Origin of the sequence: Mesorhizobium sp. M8A.F.Ca.ET.057.01.1.1, assembly GCF_003952565.1 — a bacterium.
Classification (GTDB): domain Bacteria; phylum Pseudomonadota; class Alphaproteobacteria; order Rhizobiales; family Rhizobiaceae; genus Mesorhizobium.
The window spans coordinates 5,535,526-5,555,229 of record NZ_CP034454.1; the positions used below are offsets into that span (position 1 = coordinate 5,535,526).

Below are 19,704 nucleotides of genomic sequence, written 5' to 3' on the forward strand. Positions count from 1 at the left end.
ACCGGCGGACTTTCCGAAGAAAGTCCGCCGGTCAAATCGTCAACGGCGTAGACCGAGCTTCTCGATCAGTGTCTGATAGCGCGCGTCATCCTTGCGCTTGAGGTAATCAAGCAGGCTGCGGCGCTGGGACACGAGAGCGAGCAGACCACGGCGGGAATGGTTATCCTTCTTGTGGTCCTTGAAATGGTCGGTCAGGTTCTTGATGCGCTCGGAAAGGATGGCCACCTGGACTTCCGGAGACCCGGTATCGCCCTTGGCGGTTGCGAATTCACCCATCAATTCCTGTTTGCGCTCGGCAGTAATCGACATCGTGTTTTTCCTTATCTGTTTGAGGAAACGGGTCGCCCACAGCCGGGATGTCGTCCAGCAGGGGCCGTGCATGCAAAGCGTCAAGGCGCTATGCTGCGGCGCATATAGTGCAATTCCCCGAAAAACACCAGCCCAATTCACAAGCCGGCTTTGTCGTGGCTTTTGCGGTATGAAAGAAGGCTTTCGCCGTGGCTAAAGCCACTTCTTCCATCTGAAGAAGGCGATCAGACCGGCCGCGACGAGCAGCATGAAGACGAGTGCCGCTGGATAACCATAGTAGGATCGCAACTCCGGCATGTTCCATGGCGAGGCGTCGGGACTGAAGTTCATGCCCCAGACGCCGACCAGGAAGGTGAGCGGCATGAAGATGACCGAGACGATGGTGAGGTAGGAGATGACGTCGTTGGTGCGCGCCTGGCTCAGCGACAGGTGCATCTCGATCAGCCCGGTCAGCATGTCGCGCTGGGTCTCGACCAGCTCGATCAGCCTGAGCGAATGGTCGAGCGTGTCGTTGAGGAAGACCTTGGTTTCAGCTCTGACATAGGACACGTCGTTGCGGATCAGCGTCGCCAGCGCATCGCGCATCGGCCACAGCACACCTTTCAGGACGTTGGCATCGCGCCGCAATTCGTGCAGCTGCCGCATCTGGTGCTTGTGCGTCGAATGCAGCATCTGGTCCTCGATGCTGTCGACCAGGTCGCCGGCAGCCTCGATCGGCGGAAAATAGCTGTCGACGATGGCGTCGATCAGCGCGTAGGCGAGATAGTCGGCGCCGCGTGTGCGCAAGCGGTTGGGCGCCGAACTCTCGATGCGCTTGCGTACGGGATTGAACGGATCGCCTTCGCGCTCCTGGAAGGTGACGACGAAGTTCTCGCCGAGAAAGAGAGCGATCTGCTCGTAACGATGCGACGTGACATCGTCGATCATACGCACGACGACGAAGGCGTGATCCTCGAAGAAGTCAACTTTCGGCCGCTGGCCGGTGTTGACGACATCCTCCAGCGCCAGCGGATGCAGGCTGAAGATGCGGCCGATTTCCTCGATCAATTGGATGTTGGCGAGGCCGGTGCAGTCGAGCCAGATGACGGGCCATTTCCGGCAATTGGCCTCGACATCGTCGATGCTGGCATTCTCGATCGTCTTGAATTTCTGCGGCGAGATCAGGGTCAGCCGCAATTCGGAGCGTCGCGCCGCCGGATCGGCGATCAGCGTGCCCGGCGAGGCGCCGACAGGCGGCCGCCTCGTCTTCACCGGCGCGCGCTTCTTGACCGTGTCAGCCTTTGCCATGGAGCCCTCTGCCGAGATGTCGCACCGACATTAGATGAGTGGCATCACCCGGCAAAGACCCGCTTGGGCTTGAACATGCCTTGCTCGATCGCGCCGATGGCGACCAGCTTGCCGCGTGACGTCGCGCAGGCCTCTTCGGCCTCCACCGGTGCGTCACGGCCACGAATGATGACAGGATTGCCGAGGCGGATCTTTGTCGCCGCGTCATCGCTGATGGCGATCTGCGGCAGGCAGTCGAGAGCAGCCGAGGTGTCGACCAGAAGCGTGTCGATGGCGCCGAAGTCGACCGGCTTGGCCAGTGCGTCCGCCGGTTCGGCTTCGTCGGCCGCTTCCCCTCCCTCATCGCCCTTGGCGCCGAAGCGGGCGGCCTCGAGTTCGGCGATGGTGACGAAGTCCTCTGGCGTGAACGGCTCGACCTCAACCCGGCGCAGCTCGCTGATATGGCCGAAGCAGCCGAGGTCGCGGCCCATGTCGCGGGCCAGCGAACGCACATAGGTGCCCTTGCCGCATTCGACTTCGAAAATCGTCTGGTCCGGCTTGTGCTCGACAATGTCGAGCCTGCCGATCTCGATCTCGCGCGGCGGTATGTCGATCATCTCGCCTTCGCGGGCGAGGTCGTAGGCGCGCTCGCCCGCAATCTTGATGGCCGAGAATTGGGGCGGCGTCTGCATGATGACGCCGGTGTATTTCGGCAGCAGCGCCCGCACCTCGGCTTCCGCCGGACGCAGGTCGGAGCTCTTCGTCACCGGCCCTTCAAGATCGTCGGTGGAGCGCTCATCGCCCCAGGCAACGGTGAAGCGATAGATCTTGGCGCCGTCCTGCACGTAGGGCACGGTCTTGGTGGCTTCGCCGAGCGCGATCGGCAGCATGCCGGAGGCAAGAGGGTCGAGCGTGCCGGCATGGCCGGCCTTTTCGGCCTGGAACAGCCATTTGATCTTGGAGACGGCTTCGGTCGAGCCCATGCCGACCGGCTTGTCCAGCACCACCCAACCGGAGACCGGCCGGCCCTTCTTCTTGCCGCGACGCGCCATCATTCTTCTTCCTTATTGCCGTCGCTATCCAGATCGCGTGCCACTTCGGGCGATTTCAGCAGGTCGTTGATCCTGGCGAAATTGTCGAAGGAGGTATCGAGCCGGAAGCGGAATTCCGGCATGTACTTCATCTGCCTGAGCGCGCCGGAGACACGGCCGCGCACGAACTTGGCATGCTTGTTCAGCGCCTCGATCACCGCGTCGGCATCCTTGGCGCCGAGCGGAGAAACAAAGGCGGTGGCGATCTTCAGATCGGGCGACATGCGCACTTCCGAGACCGAAACGACCGAGTTTTCAATCAACGGGTCGATGATTTCACCGCGCTGCAAGGTTTCGGAGAGCGCATGGCGCACCTGCTCGCCGACGCGCAACATGCGCTGGGATGGGCTTGATGTTGTGGAACGGGGCATTTTTCTCAATCCTGAAAGCGTGAGGCGCGGGATAGGACCGTGCCGCATGTCTCAAACGGTCATTCTCAATAGCACCGAGGCGGCGGTCTTTCGACCACCGCCCAATATCGACAAGCCACTCGAACTCAGAGTGTGCGGGTCACCATCTCGACGCGGAAGCACTCGATGATGTCGCCGACGCGCATGTCTTCGTAGTTCTGGAAGGCCATGCCGCACTCCTGGCCGCCCGGGACTTCCGAAACCTCGTCCTTGAAGCGCTTGAGGGTCTTCAGCGTGCCTTCGTGGATGACGACGTTGTCGCGGATCAGGCGCACGCCCGCGCCACGCTCGACCTTGCCTTCGGTGACACGGCAGCCGGCGATCTTGCCAACCTTGGTGATGTCGAAGATCTCGAGGATCTCGGCATTGCCGATGAAGGTCTCGCGACGCTCCGGCGACAGCAGGCCCGACAGAGCCGCCTTCACATCATCCACCAGGTTGTAGATGATCGAGTAGTAGCGGATCTCGATGCCCGCGGCCGCAGCCGCGGCACGCGCCTGCACATTGGCGCGCACGTTGAAGCCGATGATCGCCGCGCCGGACGTTTCCGCCAGCGAGACGTCGCTTTCGGTGATGGCGCCAGCGCCGGAATGAACGATGCGCGCACGCACTTCGTCGGTGCCGAGCTTGTCCAAGGCAGCATTGATCGCTTCGATCGAACCCTGCACGTCGCCCTTGATGACCAGCGGGAATTCCTTCAGTCCGCTCGTCTGCAACTGCGACATCATCTGTTCGAGCGAGCCGCGCTGGCCGGCATGCCTGGCCACCGCCTTCTCGCGTGCCAGACGCTGGCGATATTCGGTGATCTCGCGGGCGCGGGCCTCGTTGTTGACCACCGCGAAGCGGTCGCCGGCCTGCGGGGTTCCCTGAAGGCCGAGCACCTCGACCGGCATCGCCGGCGGCGCTTCCTTGATCTGCTCGCCGCGATCGTTGACCAGCGCGCGCACACGGCCCCATTCGTTGCCGGCGACGAGGATGTCGCCCGGCATCAAGGTGCCGGTCTGCACCAGCACGGTGGCGACGGGACCACGGCCCTTGTCGAGCTGCGCCTCGATGACGACGCCTTCGGCGGTGCGGTCGGGGTTGGCCTTGAGGTCGAGGATTTCGGCCTGCAGCAGGATCGCTTCGAGCAACTTGTCGAGATTGGTGCCCTTGGTCGCCGATACTTCGACGTCCAGCACCTCACCGCCCATCGATTCGACGAAGACCTCGTGGCGCAAGAGTTCCGAGCGCACTTTCTGCGGATCGGCATCATGCTTGTCGATCTTGTTGATCGCCACGATGATCGGAACGCCGGCCGCCTTGGCATGGCTGATCGATTCGATCGTCTGCGGCATGACGCTGTCGTCGGCCGCAACCACCAGGATGGCGATGTCGGTCGCCTGGGCGCCACGGGCGCGCATGGCCGTGAAGGCGGCGTGGCCGGGCGTGTCGATGAAGGTGATCTTCTGACCGTTCTTCTCGACCTGATAGGCGCCGATATGCTGGGTGATGCCGCCGGCCTCGCCGGAAACGACATTGGCGTTGCGGATGGCATCGAGCAGCGACGTCTTGCCGTGGTCGACGTGGCCCATGATGGTGACGACCGGCGGACGCGAAACGAGGTCTTCCGGACGGTCGGCGATGTTGAACAGGCCTTCCTCGATGTCTGACTCCGCGACGCGGCGGACCGTATGACCGAATTCGGTGGCCACCAACTCGGCCGTGTCGGCGTCGATGACGTCGCCGGGCTTCAGGATCTGGCCCTGCTTCATGAAGTACTTGACCAGGTCGACAGCACGCTCGGACATGCGCTGCGCCAGTTCCTGGATGGTGATGGTCTCGGGCAGGATCACTTCGCGCATGACCTTCTCGCGCGGCTCATTGTGCATCGCGCGCTTGAATTTTTCCTGGCGGCGACGCATCGACGACAGCGAACGGGCCCGCGCATCCTCGTCGGACAACGCGGAATTCAGTGTCAGCTTGCCACGGCGGCGGTCTTCCTCGCTCTTGGTGGGCTTGGCCGGGCGCGCCACTTCGGGCGTGACCAGGCGGCGCACCGGCGCACCGGCGGTCGCCCGCTTCGGCTTGACCTCTTCCTCCTCGTCGGCGGTCGCCAACTCAGCGGCTTGCGGTGCACGGCGGCGGGCTTCTTCCTCGGCGCGACGGCGCGATTCGGCCTCGGTCTGCAGCCGTGCCTCCTCCTCGGCCTGGCGGCGCGCAGAGTCCTCGCGTTCGCGCTTGCGGCGCTCTTCGTCCTCGGCGCGGCGCTTGGCCTCTTCGGCTGCGCGCTGGCGGTCTTCGACCTCGCGGACCTTCGAGCCCTCCAGCGCCCTGCGGCGCGCTTCCATTTCGCTGCGCGACAATTCGTTCAGCACCATGCCGCTGCGCTCGACCGGAGGCCTCGGCGGGGGCGGCGCCTTGGGCGCTTCCTGCACGACAGGTGCAGCCATGACCGCCGGCTTCGGCGTGAAGACGGGCGCAGGCGGAGCGGCAACCGGCTCCGGCTTATCGCCGGGCAGCGAGAACTTGCGCTTCTTGGTCTCGACCACGACCGACTTGGTACGGCCGTGCGAGAAGTTCTGGCGCACAGTGCCCTGTTCCATGCCGGGGCGCTTCAGCGTCAAGGTCTTCTTCGGTGTAACACTCAACGTCTTGTCGTCGCCCGATTTCGTATCGTTCATTCCATATCCTCTGCAGCATCATCTTCGTCAGCAACGGCCGCAAGCATTGCAAGATCGTCCGGGGTTCCGCCCCGATATCGGTCGAGCGCAACCATGCGCTTCTGGACCGCCTTACCCGCGTCTCCCGCGAGGACGGCAGCATGTATCACATTTGTACCCCCAATGCCAAGCTCAACTCGGCCTCGGAGAAAAGTTTGTAGGCAAGGATGGAAGGGCCGCCGATATGGACGGTCGCCCGCCGTGCCTGGCTGATCTTGCGCACGCCGTCGTCGGATGCCTCGGTCGCGTGGAGCACGAAAAGTGCCAGCCCGCCGCGCACCGCGCTCTCCACCTTGGTGGCACCTAGCGAAATCGCGCCTGCCTTGCGGGCGAGGCCCAGCATGCCTAGAGCGGATCTGGAGAGCAACCCGTCGACCATGCCGCCGAGATCGGGCGGTACGACCACCTGTGCCTTGAAGGCGCGGGCAAAAAGGTTCTTGGCCGCCGCCTTCTCGATATGTAGGCGGTCGGCGCTCACCCAGCAACCACGGCCGGGCAGATTTCTCTTGAGATCGGGAACGACGGCCGAATCCGGACCGACGACGAACCGGATCAGTTCATCCGGTTCGGCCTGTTTTCGGGTGACGATGCAGGTGCGATCGTTCATCTCGTCCAAGGGCGGGTTGTGTGCGATGCGGTTTCACCTCACGCACCAACGGCTTCGTCAGCCGTTTCTTCTTCGGCCGCAAGCTCGTCCTCGGTGATCCAGCCGGCCTTGAGGCGAGCGGCCAGAACCATCTGCTCGGCATCGGCGCGCGAAACGCCGTGGTTGGCCAGCACGCCGGGATAGACCTTGGTCTCGCCGTCCTTGCGTTCCTTCCAGCCGGTGAGGTCGTCGGCGGCGTAGCCGGCGAAATCCTCGATCGTCTTCACGCCGTCCTCGCCGAGCGTCACCATCATGGCGGTGGTGACGCCGGGAATTTCGCGTAGATCATCCGAAACGCCCAGCGCCTTGCGCTTCTCGTCATGCTCGGCTTCGATCTTCTCCAGATATTCGCGGGCGCGAGTCTGGATTTCAGAGGCGGTATCCTCATCGAAGCCGTCGATGGAGGCGATTTCGCCGGCATCGACATAGGCGACTTCCTCGACACTGGTGAAGCCTTCGGAGGCCAGCACCTGGCCGACCATCTCGTCGACATCGAGCGCTTCCATGAACAGCGCCGAGCGCTCGACGAATTCCTTTTGACGGCGCTCGGATTCCTCGGCCTCGGTCAGGATGTCGATATCCCAGCCGGTGAGCTGCGAGGCAAGGCGCACGTTCTGGCCGCGGCGGCCGATGGCCAGCGACAGCTGATCGTCGGGAACCACCACTTCGATGCGCTCCGCATCCTCGTCGAGCACGACCTTGGCGACTTCCGCCGGCTGCAGCGCATTGACGATGAAGGAGGCGGCCGAAGGCGACCAGGGGATAATGTCGATTTTCTCGCCCTGCAATTCGCCGACGACGGCCTGGACGCGGCTGCCGCGCATACCAACGCAGGCGCCGACCGGATCGATCGAGCTATCACGCGAGATGACGGCGATCTTGGCGCGCGAGCCCGGGTCGCGGGCGACCGACTTGATCTCGATGATGCCGTCATAGATCTCCGGCACTTCCATGGTGAAGAGCTTGGCCATGAACTGCGGATGGGTACGCGACAGGAAGATCTGCGGGCCGCGCTGCTCGCGGCGCACGTCGTAGACATAGGCGCGGACGCGATCGCCGTATTTGTAGTTTTCACGCGGGATCAGCTCGTCGCGGCGGATGATCGCCTCGCCACGGCCGAGATCGACGATGACATTGCCATATTCGACGCGCTTGACGGTGCCGTTGACGATCTCGCCGATACGGTCCTTGTATTCGTCGTACTGGCGGTCACGCTCGGCCTCGCGCACCTTCTGCACGATAACCTGCTTGGCAGACTGGGCGGCGATGCGGCCGAAATCCATCGGCGGCAGCTGTTCGGCGATGAAATCGCCGAGCTGGGCGTCGGGATTGCGCTCGCGGGCGGAGGAAATGGCGATCTGGGTGGCGTAATCGTCGACCTTCTCGACCACTTCCATCAGCCGCTGCAGCTTCATCTCGCCAGTGTTCGGGTTGATGTCGGCGCGGATGTTGGTCTCCTGACCATAACGCGAACGCGCCGCCTTCTGGATCGCATCGGCCATGGCGGCGATGACGATCGACTTGTCGATCGACTTTTCACGCGCGACCGCATCGGCAATCTGCAGCAGTTCAAGTCTGTTGGCGCTTACAACCATGTTCTTTCTCCCGAGCCTGTTCGCCGGACCTTTGCGCCCGGCAGCTCAATCAAATTTCCTGTTCGTGTTCTTCCGTGGCGTCCGGTTCGGCCCCCTCGGACACATCGTCGTCCGGTTCACCGCGGCGTCTCTTGGCTTCCTTGCGCGCCCTGTTGTCCTTCGACAACGCTTCGCGAATGAGGTCGTCGGTCAGGATCAGCCGGACATCGGCAATTGCATCGTAGGGCACGCGCACCGTAGGCTCCTCGCCATAGGCCGCCTTGTCGCGCTCGATCAGCACGTCGTTCTCACCGGCCTCGGCGATCTTGCCCTTGAAACGTTTGCGATCCGCGACGACGACCGATGTCTCCATCTTCACCAGATGACCGGTCCAGGTCACGAAATCCGATTTGCGCACCAGAGGCCGATCGATTCCAGGCGAAGAAACTTCGAGATGGTAGGCCTTTTCGATCGGATCATCGACGTCGAGCGCCGGCGACACCGCGCGGCTGACCTCTTCGCAATCCTCGACGGTCATGGTGCCGTCCTCACGCTCGGCCATGATCTGCAGGGTCAGCCCGTTCTGGCCGGACAGGTGCACGCGCACGAGGCGAAAACCGATGCCGCGCAGCACCGGCTGGACGATCAGCGCAATGCGCGCATCGATGCCGCTTTCGCGGATGATGCGGTCGTCACCTTCGCTTGCCGTTGCAGTCATCAATTGCCTGTCGTTCATTTCGAACCTATCGGCAGGTAATAAAAAAGAGCGGGACCGGGTGGACCCACTCTTCGTCATACCGACCAAGAATTTGAGGCTGATATAAACGATCCGGGCCGGTGTTTCAAGTCCGCAGTCCCGGCCGGACAAAAGCCTGTGGGTTCAGGGTTGTTCCAGGCGCATGGCCGCCATGCGGCAATCCCCCTGTGAGAGGCCGCGGCGCGCTCTTATTTGTTAGCCATCAAATGAATTGAATTGGCGCGCGTTGGCGTGCGGAAGGACAAGATCATGAGCAACCGCAGGATATTCTCCGCCTTGGGCGATCTCTTCACCACATTCGGCAGCGCCGTTGCCGCATCGCGCGCGGTGGAAGCCGGGCGCAAGCCACGGGCCGACGACCTACGCAATCTCGGCATGGACCCGGCCATATTCAACAGGATCGGCCGTTTCTGACTGCAATGCGCATTCGATTCGGCTCCCGGCAAGTGACGGAGCCGTTGGCGGTTGGGCGCGCCTACGTCCTGATGAAGGTAAGATAGGCCGGCCGGCGACCTTCGCGAATGGCCTTGGCCTCATAGCGCGTACCTGGCCAACCCTCGTAGGGACGATGCCAGTCGGCCGCCTCATCCGCCTGCCACGCAAAAGCGCCATGCGCCCGGCAATGCAGCAGGGTCCAGTTCACATAAGTGTCGATGTCGGACGCGAAGCGGAATTTTGAGCCGGGCTTCAGGACACGCGCGAAACGGTCGAGATTGACCGGGCTGACGAAACGCCGCTTCCAGTGCTTTTTCTTCGGCCAGGGGTCGGGATAGAGAAGGTCGATACCGTCAAGCGAGGACGGTGGGAGCCAGTCAAGCAACTGGGTGGCGTCGTCGTCATAGACTCTGAGATTGGCCAGCGGCGCTGTCCGCACTGCCATCATCATCTTGGCCATGCCGTTGACGAAGGGTTCCACGCCGATGAAGCCGATCGTCGGCGCCTCGGTCGCGCGATGCAGAAGATGTTCGCCGCCGCCAAAGCCGATCTCGAGCCGAACCGCCGAAACCTCGTTTTTGAACAGAGTTCGCAGATCCGACGGGGCTTCAGCCGTCAGATCGAGCCGATAGGCGCCAAGCCCCCTTTCCAGCGCCGCCGCCTGCTGCGGGCGAACGGGTTTGCCGCGCCGACGGCCGAAGAACGCTTCGGTCGTGCGGCTTGGCCTGTTCCCGTCACGCATCGATTGGCGCAAGTCCTGCCGCCGCCCTCAGGCCGCGACAGCATCCTTGAGCGCCTTGGCCAGATCGGTCTTTTCCCAGGAGAAAGACCCGTCACGGCCGGCCTTGCGGCCAAAATGGCCGTAAGACGACGTCTTGGCGTAGATCGGCTTGTTGAGATCGAGATGACGGCGAATGCCGGAAGGCGACAGGTCCATCACGGTGCGCAACGCGTCCTCGAGCTTGGCCTCGTCGACCTTGCCGGTGCCGTGCAGGTCGACATAGACCGACAGCGGCTGGGCGACGCCGATGGCGTAGGAGAGCTGGATGGTGCAGCGGTCGGCAAGCTTCGCCGCCACGACGTTCTTGGCCAGGTAGCGCGCCGCATAGGCGGCCGACCGGTCCACCTTGGTGGTGTCCTTGCCGGAGAAGGCGCCGCCGCCATGGGGGGCCGCGCCGCCATAGGTGTCGACGATGATCTTGCGGCCGGTCAGGCCGGCATCGCCGTCCGGACCGCCGATGACGAACTTGCCGGTCGGGTTGATGTACCACATGCAGTCGTCAGCGATCTTGAGGTCGCCCAATGCCTCGCGGACATAGGGTTCCACGACCTTGCGGACCTTCTTGGAATCCCAGCTTGAATCCAGATGCTGGGTTGACAGCACGATCTGCGTCGCCTCGGCGGCCTTGCCGTCGACATAGCGGACGGTGACCTGGCTCTTGGCATCGGGGCCAAGCTTGCCGGCCTCGCCATTGTTCTCGTGACGGGCGGCGGCCAGGAGTTCGAGGATCTTGTGGCTGTAGTAGATCGGCGCCGGCATCAGGTCAGGCGTCTCGCGGCAGGCGTAGCCGAACATGATGCCCTGGTCGCCGGCACCTTCCTCGCCCTGACGGTCGGCGGCGTTGTCGACGCCCTGGCCGATGTCGGGCGACTGGCCATGCAGCAGGACCTCGATCTTGGCCGTTTTCCAGTGGAAGCCGGCCTGCTCGTAACCGATCTCGCGGATCGCCTTGCGGGCGACGGATTTGAACTTCGCCGGATTGACGACCGGGTGGCCCGCGGCATCCTTGAGGATGTTGCCGGCCTTGTCCTTCTTCAAGAGCGTCTCGGGGACGCGCACCTCGCCGGCGATGACAACGCGGTTGGTGGTCGCCAGCGTCTCGCAGGCGACACGGACTTTCCACGGGTCCATGCCGGTCTTCTTGGCTTCACGATAGACCAGATCGACGATTTCGTCGGAGATCCGGTCACAGACTTTGTCGGGATGGCCCTCGGCAACGGATTCCGAGGTAAAGAAGTAGTTCTGCCGCGTCACGGGTGTCCCCTCTTGAAAAACGATCGGCAGGCTGCCGATTTTGGCGCGCCACGTGTTAGCGGGGCAAAGCGCTGCTCGTCAAGCGTTGCCGCGGATCTGGCCTGAATGTCGGAGACGATATCTTGTGCCACCGGCGGCGCACGCCGCCGGTGCGAAGCGCATTGCGGATCAGTCGAGATCGTCCTCGGCGAGCGATTTCACCAGGTCTATGATCCTGCGGCGTACCTTGACGTCGGCGATCTTGACAAAGGCCCGGTTGAGCTGAAGCCCTTCGGGACTGCCGCAGAATTCGACGGCGAAAGCCATCGAACTGTCCTCGGCAAAACCACGGTTGGCCGTCAGTTCCTGGCCCGGCGCATCCTCGAAAAAGAAGGCGACGGGTACGCCGAGTATGGAGGCTATCGCCTGCAGGCGGCTGGCACCGACGCGATTGGTGCCCTTTTCATATTTCTGGATCTGTTGAAACGTGATGCCGAGATTCTCGCCCAGCTTTTCCTGGCTCATTCCGAGCATATTGCGACGAAGCCGGACCCGGCTTCCAACGTGGATGTCGATGGGATTCGGTTTCTTCTTGTTTTCTTCTGTCATTTTTTCCTCGCCGAATTTTTTCGGCTTTGTGATTTTTTTCCTGCCCAAAGAAAACCGGAGGCGACTGCCCCAACAGAACGATCCACCGGCTTCGAGAAATTTTCAGGCGGTACAGTATGAGTTTCTAATGTGCCAACTGTCAATTCACCCGTAGCCTTTGCCTTACGTTCAACAACACCCCTCCCAGCGCAAACAGCAACATGATCAGCATTCCGTTAATGCGCCGCTGGCGGGGCGAAATCACCGTCTGTTCGGAGACAGGCACCCTCACATCGATGGCCCCGCGCGCGTCGATCGCCAGCGCATCGACGACGCGGCCACGTGGGTCGACAACGGCCGAGATGCCGTTGTTGGCAGCACGCAACAAGGGCAATCCGTTTTCCACCGCGCGAATCTGGGCCTGCCTGAAATGCTGATACGGTCCCGGCGTGTCGCCGAACCATGCATCATTGGTAACGTTCACAATAAGCTGCGCTGACGTAGCGTCAACTGCCACCAGATCGGGAAAGATCACCTCATAACAGATAAATGGCAGGGCACGCATGCCGCCCGGCAGCGTGATGGGATGGCGCTCGTTGCCAGCCGTGAACGTCATCGGCCCCGCGACGAGCTGTTCGATGCCGAAACGGCCGAGCAGGTCGGCAAAAGGCAGGTACTCGCCGAACGGCACCAGATGGACCTTGTCGACGGCATCGGCGATCTCGCCCTTGTCGTTGATCGCCACGACGGAGTTGTAGTAGCGGCTGTCGGGGCTTGCCGCCGAGCCGCCCTCTTCGCGCACGACGCCCGCGATCAGCATCTGGCCGTCGCCCAGCATGTCGCCCAGCGCCGTCAAGGCATCGGGGCGCTCGGTGAAAAGGAACGGCACCGAGGTTTCCGGCCAGAGAATCAGTTGCGGTTTCTCGTGACCTGGATCCGGCGCCTTGGAAGACAGGCCCAGCAAGGTGGCGAAGATGCGGTCGCGCACCGAGGCATCCCACTTTTCCGACAGGTCGACGGCCGGCTGGACGATGCGGACATTGAGACTGCGCGCCGCCGGCTTTTCGGGGGCCGTAAGCCTGACAAAGCCAAAGCCGGCATGGGCAGCGACGAGCAGGACAAACAGGGCGGCGCCCAGCCGAAGATGCCGGCGCGCCGCCAGCAGCGCCGGCAGTGCGAAAAGGAAGACCGCGAGCGCGTTCATGCCGATCATGCCGGTCACCGAGACGCTCTGCATCAATAGGGGCACCGGCATCGCCGCGTAGCCGATGGCATTCCATGGAAAACCGGTGAACAGGAAGCCGCGCAGCCACTCCGCCAGCGCAAAGCCGAAGGCAAGGGCAGCGATACGCCCGATATCGCTGCTCCACAGGAGCCGGGCGACCATCGTTGCGAAGCCATAGAAAAATGCGAGCGCGAAAGGAATGCCGACCACGGCGAAGGGAAGCGCCCAGGCAAAATCATCGGCCTCGACCAGCAGCGCCGAGCCGATCCACCAGAGGCCGGCGAGGAAATAGCCGAAGCCGAACCACCAGCCGACGGCGAAAGCTGGCCGCAGGCGCCGGACCAGGCTGCCGGAGGCTTCGCCGGTCGCGCCGTCGAGCAGCCAGACCAGCACCGGAAACGAAATGAAACAGGCGGCGAAGAAATCGTAAGGCGCCTGGCCCAGCACCGCCAGCGCTCCGGCGAGAAAGGCCACCAGCGCGCGGCGCCAGCCCCAGAGCAGAATTATCCGGCCGGCAAGGCGCACCATGAATACTTCCGAGTCGCGCGAATCAGGAGCCAAGATTTATCAGGCCGCGGCCTGCACTCCAAACGCCCGCCGCATGACCGACCATGGCTCTAGCGGTGCCAACCCTCGATTCGCAAGCCACCCAGGCGCTCGGCCTCTTCACGGGAAACAGAACGGATTGGCTGCGTGAACGTCCAGACATGGCCTTCGGGATCTCGCGCCCGATACTGGCGTTCGCCATAGAACTGGTCGGCCGGTTCCTGGATTATGGCGGCACCGGCCGCGCGGGCCTGCTCGCAATGCGCATCCAGGCCGTCTTTCAGCCTGATATAGACCGATTGCGTGTTCTTGCCACCGACCGATGCGGGGCTCGCGACATGATCGGCCCATTCGGAATCGACGATGATGCAACCATCCCCGAACCGCATCTCGGCATGCATCAGCTTCCCGCCGGTATCGCTGACCACCATGCTGGGCTCGAAGCCGAAGGCCGCTTCGAGCCAATTCAGCGCCGCACGCGGGTCTCGGTAGAACACGCCAGAACCGAGGACCGGATGCTTGAACGGATCCTCGATTGTCATGGCGCGGCAGCTTTTCAGGCCTGTTCGGTGCGCGCCGTGGCGCGCCGGCGGCGCTCGCCCTTCTGGCTCTGCACGATGCGCACGCGCTTGACGCGGCGCGGATCGGCATCGAGCACATGGAACTCGAAGCCAGGGATGGCCTGCACCACCTCGCCACGCGCCGGCACGCGGCCGAGCGTGTTGAAGATCATGCCGCCAATGGTATCGACATATTCGCCATGTTCACCCGCGGCGAAATCCTCGCCGATCATCTTGGCGACCTCGTCGATCTCGGCCTTGCCGTCGACGATGAACACGCCGTCGCCGGTCTGGGTGATCATCGGTTCATCGTCGTCGTGCTCATCCTCGATGTCGCCGACCACCATCTCGACGATGTCCTCGAGCGAGACGAGACCGTCCGTGCCGCCATATTCATCGATGACCAGGGCCATTTGCGTGCGCGTCGTCTGCATGCGGCCCATCAGGTCGGAAGCAAGCATCGACGGCGGCACGAACAGGACCTGGCGGATCAGATTGAGCTCGCCGATGGTGCGCGCGAGGTCGACCTGGGCAAGATCAAGAACCGTGGCGACGGGCGTTTTGCGGCTCGTGCGGCCTTTCCTGACGCGCGCCAGCTTGGTGATATGGGCCAGCACGTCTCGGATATGGACCATGCCGCGCGGGTCGTCGAGCGTCTCGGAATAGACCGGCATGCGGGAATGGCCGGATTGTTCGAACATGCCAAGCAAGTCACCAAGCGTCGTGGCGATCTCGACCGCCTCGATATCGGCGCGCGGCACCATGACGTCCTCGACGCGCACTTCGCGCAGGCGCAGGATGTTGTTGAGCATGGCGCGCTCGCCGGGCGAGAAGGATTCGACATCGCTCGTCGTCTCGGCGAGCGCGCCGGCGATCTCCTCGCGCAGGCTGGTGCCGTTGCGTTGCCGGAACAGGCCCAGCACGCGGTTGAACAGGGAGGGACCGGCAGGCGACGGCTCGACGGCGGCGCTGCCAGTAATGGTACTCGGACTTGATCCCTCTTCCGACGTATCGGAAGCCTTGGTCGCACTGCCGGCGTCCGGGCGGGCGGCAGTCTCTGGTTTGTCGTTCATCGTCGTCCGGTCAATTGGTCTTTTTTAGTTACGCGTAGGGATCGGGAATGGCAAGCCTTGCAAGCGCGGCGCGCTCGATGGCTTCCATCTCCTCGGCCTCGGCGTCGGTCTCATGATCATGGCCCATGAGGTGCAGCAGGCCATGGATGACGAGATGGCAGATATGGTTCTCCAGCGGCTTGTCTTCCAGTGCCGCTTCGCGCGCCACGGTTTCGGCCGCTAGCACGATGTCGCCGAGCATAGGCGGCAGTGGGCCACCTTTCAGATGCGGAAAAGCCGGGAAAGACAAGACGTTGGTGGGCTTGTCCTTGCCGCGCCAGTCCGCATTCAAGATACGGATATGGGCATCGTCGGAAAAAACAATGCTGAGTTCGGAATGACCCGTCGCACCGGTCTCGGCAAAGGCGGCATCAACCGCGCGATCGACCAGCCGCGTCAGGCTTGCTTCATCGGGCCAGTCGCCCGCTTCAATCGATATGTCGATCTCGACGGGAACCGGAAGGCTCCCGCCGCCGGATGTGTTGTCCTCAGGCATGAGGCTGCATCGTCACATCAATTCTCGGCGCCAAGGCCGCGCGCCAGCTTGGCGTCCCGGTCATAGGCCCTGACGATTTCAGCCACCAGCGGATGGCGAACGACGTCGACATCGTTGAAGCGCACGGTTACCGCGCCTGCAACACCGTCAAGGACACGCAAAGCCTCGACCAGGCCCGATTTGGTGCTCGGAGGAAGATCGATCTGGGTCGGATCGCCGGTGACGATCATGCGCGAATTCTCGCCGAGACGGGTGAGAAACATCTTCATCTGCATCGGCGTGGTGTTCTGCGCCTCGTCCAGGATCACCGCGGCATGCGCCAGCGTGCGGCCGCGCATGAAGGCAAGCGGCGCGATCTCGATCACTTCGGCCGCAATGGCGCGCTCGACCTTGTCGGCCGGCATCATGTCGTAAAGCGCGTCGTAGAGCGGTCGCAGATATGGATCGACCTTCTCCTTCATATCGCCCGGCAGGAAGCCCAGCCGTTCGCCGGCCTCGACTGCCGGCCGCGACAAGATGATGCGCTCGACCATGCCACGCTCGAGCAGCATCGCCGCATGCGCCACCGCCAGATAGGTCTTGCCGGTGCCGGCCGGACCGATGCCGAACACCAGTTCCGAACGCTCCAGCGCCCGCATATAGGCATCCTGGTTGAGCGAACGGGCATAGATGGTCTTCTTGCGGGTAGCGATCTGCGCGGCGGAGACCTTGCCCTTGCGCTCCAATGTCGGCAGCGTGAGCTGGTCGTCGGCGGCGATAGCCATGCGAACGGCACCGTCGACATCGGACTGGCCGATATCGACGCCCTTCTGCAGGATGCCGTAGAGATTGTCCAAGGCACGGCGCGCCTGTTCGGCGGCGGACGCCGATCCTTTGATGGTCAGCTGGTTGCCGCGCGAACGGATATCGACGCCGAGCTTCTGCTCGAGCCGGGCGAGGTTTTCGTCGAACTGGCCGTAAAGGGCGCTGGCAAGCTTGTTGTTGTCGAAAGTCAGAACGATGTGCGCCATGTCAGAAGCCCCGGATGCCGGTACCGGGGGCAGATTCTTCAGCTCCGCTGCGCTCAACCGTCTCTCCTCATCTGCCGAGACCATCAGGCCAATTCGGCGAACAGGCTGTTGTAGCCCGTCTTCGTGATTCGCACCTTGATAATGTCACCGATTTCGCCGGCCTTTTCATCAACAATAACCGGCTGCAGCCAAGGCGAGCGGCCGACCTTCTGGCCGGCCTGACGGCCGGGCTTCTCGATCAGCGTGTCGACGGTGCTGCCGACCAGGCTCAAGCCGAAATCCTGCTGTTGTTTCAGCAGCAATGCCTGCAGGCGCTGCAAGCGCTCGTCCTTGACCGTTTCCGGCACGTGGTCGGGCATGTCTGCGCCCGGCGTGCCGGGACGCGGCGAATATTTGAACGAGAAGGCCGAGGCGTAGTTCACCTGACGCACCAGTTCCATGGTCGCCTCGAAATCGGCCTCCGTCTCGCCCGGGAAACCGACGATGAAGTCGCCCGACAGCGCGATATCGGGGCGCGCGGCGCGGATGCGGTCGAGCAGCGCCAGATAGTCCTTGGCCGTATGCCTGCGGTTCATCGCCTTCAGAATGCGGTTTGAGCCCGATTGCACCGGCAGATGCAGATAGGGCATCAGCGACGGCAGGTCGCGATGCGCCGCGATCAATTCGTCGTCCATGTCGCGCGGATGGCTGGTGGTGTAGCGCAGCCGCGCCAGGCCGGGAATTTCAGACAACCGGAACAGAAGGCGGCCGAGACCCCATTCCGCGCCATTATCGCCCTCGCCATGCCAGGCGTTGACGTTCTGTCCGAGCAGCGTCACCTCGCGCACCCCGGCCTCGGCCAGGCGCTCGGCCTCCGCGATGATCTGCGCCACTGGCCGCGACACTTCCGAGCCTCTCGTATAGGGCACGACGCAGAAGGTGCAGAACTTGTCGCAGCCTTCCTGGACGGTGAGGAAGGCGGTGACGCCGCGCTTGATCAACTCGGCGCGCTTAGGCTGCGGCAGATGTTCGAACTTGTCCTCGATGGCGTATTCGGTCTCGACGATCTTCTCGCCGCCGCGAACCCGCGCCAGCACATCGGGCAGACGGTGATAGGTCTGCGGACCGATGACCAGGTCGACGGCCGGCGACCGGCGGATGATCTCGGCGCCCTCGGCCTGCGCCACGCAGCCGGCGACGCCGATCAGCATCTCGCGGCCGGCACCGGCGCGTTCGGCCTTCATGTCGCGGATGCGGCCGAGTTCGGAATAGACCTTTTCGGCGGCTTTCTCCCTGATATGGCAGGTGTTGAGCAGCACCAGATCCGCTTCGCCGATGGCGTCGGTCGCAGTATAGCCGTCGGCGGCCAGCGCGTCGGTCATGCGCTGTGAATCATAGACGTTCATCTGGCAGCCATAGGTCTTGATGAAGACCTTCTTCTCTGCCGTGGCGCGCACCGCCGGCTGTCCTGCCACAGTGCCGATGTCGTCGCTTTCAATCGTGTTCAAGTCCATCCGGCGGCTTCTAACGCCTTTCCGTGACAAAAAACAGACGATTCTCGGCATGCGCCGGCTGGCACCTGCCGGCGGCTAACGGCTCGGGAGCGGATCAGCGAGCGCCGCCTGCATCATCTCGCGCACCCGGCCTTCCATCAGCTTGGCCGTTTCCTTGCGGTTGGAGCCCTTGGCAAAGGCGATCGGCTCGCCGAAATGCACCTCGACGTCGAGCGCGCCCTCGGCCATCAGCACCTTGAGATGCGGCATCAGATCCTCGTCGCCGATCCAGGCCGCGATCGGGCGGTGGCGGCGGCCAAGCGGCACGCCGTGCAGGCGCGTGTAGACGATCGCCACCGGCTGGATGAACACTTCCTGCGCGGCCCCTTCCGAGATCGCCATCGAGGCGGCGCCGAACAGCGTGCTCTTGAAGGGCAGGACGATATTGCCGTCACCGGTCGACCCCTCCGCGAACAGCACCATGGCGTCGCCCTTGGCCATGCGGCTGGCGATCTCGCTGGCCTGATCGCCCGAGGAGCGCTTGCGCTCACGCTCGATGAAGACGGTGCGCTGCAGCTTCGACAGCATGCCGATCAGCGGCCAGCCCTCCATGTCGGCCCGGGCGATGAATTTCACATCGGCAAAAGAGCCCAGCACCATGATGTCGGTCCAGGAGATATGGTTCGAAGCAACCAGCAAGGGGCGTTTGTCTGAGAGCGTACCCTTGACATGGATACGCATGCCGAGCGCCCGGATGATCAGCCTGTGCCAGATCTTGAGGATGACGGTTTCCGGCCACCAGCCGGTTTTCATCGACAGGATCTGCAGCGGCACGAAAACCAGCGACCCGGCGACGACGAGGCCCAGCGCCAGGAAAATCCTGATTTTTCCGATCATCTGTCCTGGCCCTACCCGATCCCTCGCTAGCGAAGATCGCGGCGCATGACAAGCGCGCCGGTCGGCCCGCGATCAGGCGACTTGTAGTAATCCGGGCGCTTGCCGACTTCCCGAAAACCCAGCCGACGATAGAGGGCGATCGCGGCGGCATTGGTCTCGTCGACCTCGAGGAACAGCGCCTCGGCGCGCTGCGAATGCAGTTCGCGCAGCACGGCGTCCATCAACTGCCAGCCCAGGCCCTGGCGGCGATGCGAGCGCGCCACCGCGACGGTCAGGATTTCACCTTCGCCCGCGGCTAGCCGGGCGAGGACGAAGCCAACAGGCGGCTTGGCGCCCTGCCCGGTTTCGCGGGCGGCATAACCGAACACGGTGTCCTGTTCGAGCAAGGCTGCGAACTCACCGTCAGTCCATGGGCGGACAAAATCCTCGCGATGCAGTACCGATATAGCGGGGCTGTCGGTAATCCTGAGCGGCTCGAGCGCGTAGTCCCGGCGACGCGATTGGAGAAAAGGTATGCGCATTAATTCTCGTTTTCTCGTCTGACCATGATCTCTGGACAAACGGGGCCGTTTGTCCGCGAAAACCGGCTTCCAC

19 protein-coding genes and 1 pseudogene are annotated in these 19,704 nt (G+C 63.2%); 1 reads left to right on the forward strand and 19 read right to left on the reverse strand.

All coding sequences use genetic code 11. The features are described from left to right. Positions 1–39: 39 nt before the first annotated feature. The 8 genes and pseudogenes from rpsO to rimP form a co-directional block, all read right to left on the reverse strand. Positions 40–309, reverse strand: a complete 270-nt coding sequence (rpsO, locus tag EJ077_RS26350; RefSeq protein WP_006202929.1) for a 30S ribosomal protein S15 — start codon at positions 307–309, stop codon at positions 40–42. Between the two features lie 192 nt (positions 310–501). Then, positions 502–1,596, reverse strand: coding sequence for a magnesium/cobalt transporter CorA (corA, locus tag EJ077_RS26355; RefSeq protein ID WP_208697481.1), 1,095 nt, complete (start codon positions 1,594–1,596; stop codon positions 502–504). 44 nt (positions 1,597–1,640) lie between these two features. Next, complete coding sequence (truB, locus tag EJ077_RS26360) at positions 1,641–2,627, reverse strand: tRNA pseudouridine(55) synthase TruB (protein ID WP_208703139.1); 987 nt, start codon at positions 2,625–2,627, stop codon at positions 1,641–1,643. Continuing rightward, entirely contained in the window at positions 2,627–3,037 is a 411-nt protein-coding gene (gene rbfA / locus EJ077_RS26365; RefSeq protein ID WP_208697483.1) for a 30S ribosome-binding factor RbfA, read from the reverse strand. The genes truB and rbfA overlap by 1 nt, the downstream gene beginning before the upstream one ends. Positions 3,038–3,162: 125 nt before the next feature. After that, the gene (gene infB, locus EJ077_RS26370) at positions 3,163–5,739 is read right to left on the reverse strand and encodes a translation initiation factor IF-2 (protein WP_208697485.1); all 2,577 of its coding nucleotides are present in this window, start codon (positions 5,737–5,739) and stop codon (positions 3,163–3,165) included. After that, positions 5,736–6,385, reverse strand: a pseudogene (locus tag EJ077_RS26375) (RNA-binding protein). The gene infB and the pseudogene EJ077_RS26375 overlap by 4 nt, the downstream one beginning before the upstream one ends. 38 nt (positions 6,386–6,423) lie before the next feature. Beyond that, complete coding sequence (gene nusA, locus EJ077_RS26380) at positions 6,424–8,019, reverse strand: transcription termination factor NusA (protein ID WP_027142036.1); 1,596 nt, start codon at positions 8,017–8,019, stop codon at positions 6,424–6,426. A 49-nt stretch (positions 8,020–8,068) separates the two neighbouring features. Next, positions 8,069–8,716, reverse strand: a complete 648-nt coding sequence (gene rimP / locus EJ077_RS26385) for a ribosome maturation factor RimP (protein ID WP_135921055.1) — start codon at positions 8,714–8,716, stop codon at positions 8,069–8,071. 288 nt (positions 8,717–9,004) lie between these two features. Here rimP and EJ077_RS26390 point away from each other — a divergent pair, with 288 nt between their 5' ends. Continuing rightward, positions 9,005–9,169: a hypothetical protein gene (locus EJ077_RS26390; protein ID WP_127279034.1), complete on the forward strand. Its 165-nt coding sequence runs from the start codon at positions 9,005–9,007 to the stop codon at positions 9,167–9,169. 61 nt (positions 9,170–9,230) lie between these two features. Here EJ077_RS26390 and EJ077_RS26395 read toward each other — a convergent pair whose 3' ends face one another. The 11 genes from EJ077_RS26395 to rimI form a co-directional block, all read right to left on the reverse strand. After that, positions 9,231–9,932, reverse strand: coding sequence for a tRNA (guanine(46)-N(7))-methyltransferase TrmB (locus EJ077_RS26395; RefSeq protein ID WP_208697488.1), 702 nt, complete (start codon positions 9,930–9,932; stop codon positions 9,231–9,233). A gap of 27 nt (positions 9,933–9,959) precedes the next feature. Next, positions 9,960–11,225, reverse strand: coding sequence for a methionine adenosyltransferase (gene metK / locus EJ077_RS26400; protein WP_208697490.1), 1,266 nt, complete (start codon positions 11,223–11,225; stop codon positions 9,960–9,962). Between the two features lie 168 nt (positions 11,226–11,393). Then, positions 11,394–11,813, reverse strand: coding sequence for a helix-turn-helix domain-containing protein (locus tag EJ077_RS26405; RefSeq protein ID WP_127279029.1), 420 nt, complete (start codon positions 11,811–11,813; stop codon positions 11,394–11,396). 139 nt (positions 11,814–11,952) lie between these two features. Beyond that, entirely contained in the window at positions 11,953–13,545 is a 1,593-nt protein-coding gene (gene lnt, locus EJ077_RS26410) for an apolipoprotein N-acyltransferase (protein WP_208697492.1), read from the reverse strand. An 89-nt stretch (positions 13,546–13,634) separates the two neighbouring features. Further along, complete coding sequence (locus tag EJ077_RS26415) at positions 13,635–14,105, reverse strand: VOC family protein (protein WP_208697494.1); 471 nt, start codon at positions 14,103–14,105, stop codon at positions 13,635–13,637. Positions 14,106–14,119: 14 nt separating this feature from the next. Next, entirely contained in the window at positions 14,120–15,196 is a 1,077-nt protein-coding gene (locus tag EJ077_RS26420; protein ID WP_208697496.1) for a hemolysin family protein, read from the reverse strand. Between the two features lie 28 nt (positions 15,197–15,224). Further along, positions 15,225–15,731, reverse strand: a complete 507-nt coding sequence (ybeY, locus tag EJ077_RS26425; protein ID WP_208697498.1) for an rRNA maturation RNase YbeY — start codon at positions 15,729–15,731, stop codon at positions 15,225–15,227. Positions 15,732–15,748: 17 nt separating this feature from the next. Further along, positions 15,749–16,741, reverse strand: a complete 993-nt coding sequence (locus tag EJ077_RS26430; RefSeq protein WP_224536181.1) for a PhoH family protein — start codon at positions 16,739–16,741, stop codon at positions 15,749–15,751. 83 nt (positions 16,742–16,824) lie between these two features. After that, a complete protein-coding gene (gene miaB / locus EJ077_RS26435; protein ID WP_208697500.1) occupies positions 16,825–18,234 on the reverse strand; it encodes a tRNA (N6-isopentenyl adenosine(37)-C2)-methylthiotransferase MiaB in 1,410 nt (469 codons plus the stop codon). Between the two features lie 75 nt (positions 18,235–18,309). Then, entirely contained in the window at positions 18,310–19,110 is an 801-nt protein-coding gene (locus EJ077_RS26440) for a lysophospholipid acyltransferase family protein (protein ID WP_127280631.1), read from the reverse strand. Positions 19,111–19,136: 26 nt separating this feature from the next. Further along, the gene (rimI, locus tag EJ077_RS26445; protein WP_127870736.1) at positions 19,137–19,631 is read right to left on the reverse strand and encodes a ribosomal protein S18-alanine N-acetyltransferase; all 495 of its coding nucleotides are present in this window, start codon (positions 19,629–19,631) and stop codon (positions 19,137–19,139) included. Between the last annotated feature and the right edge of the window lie 73 nt (positions 19,632–19,704).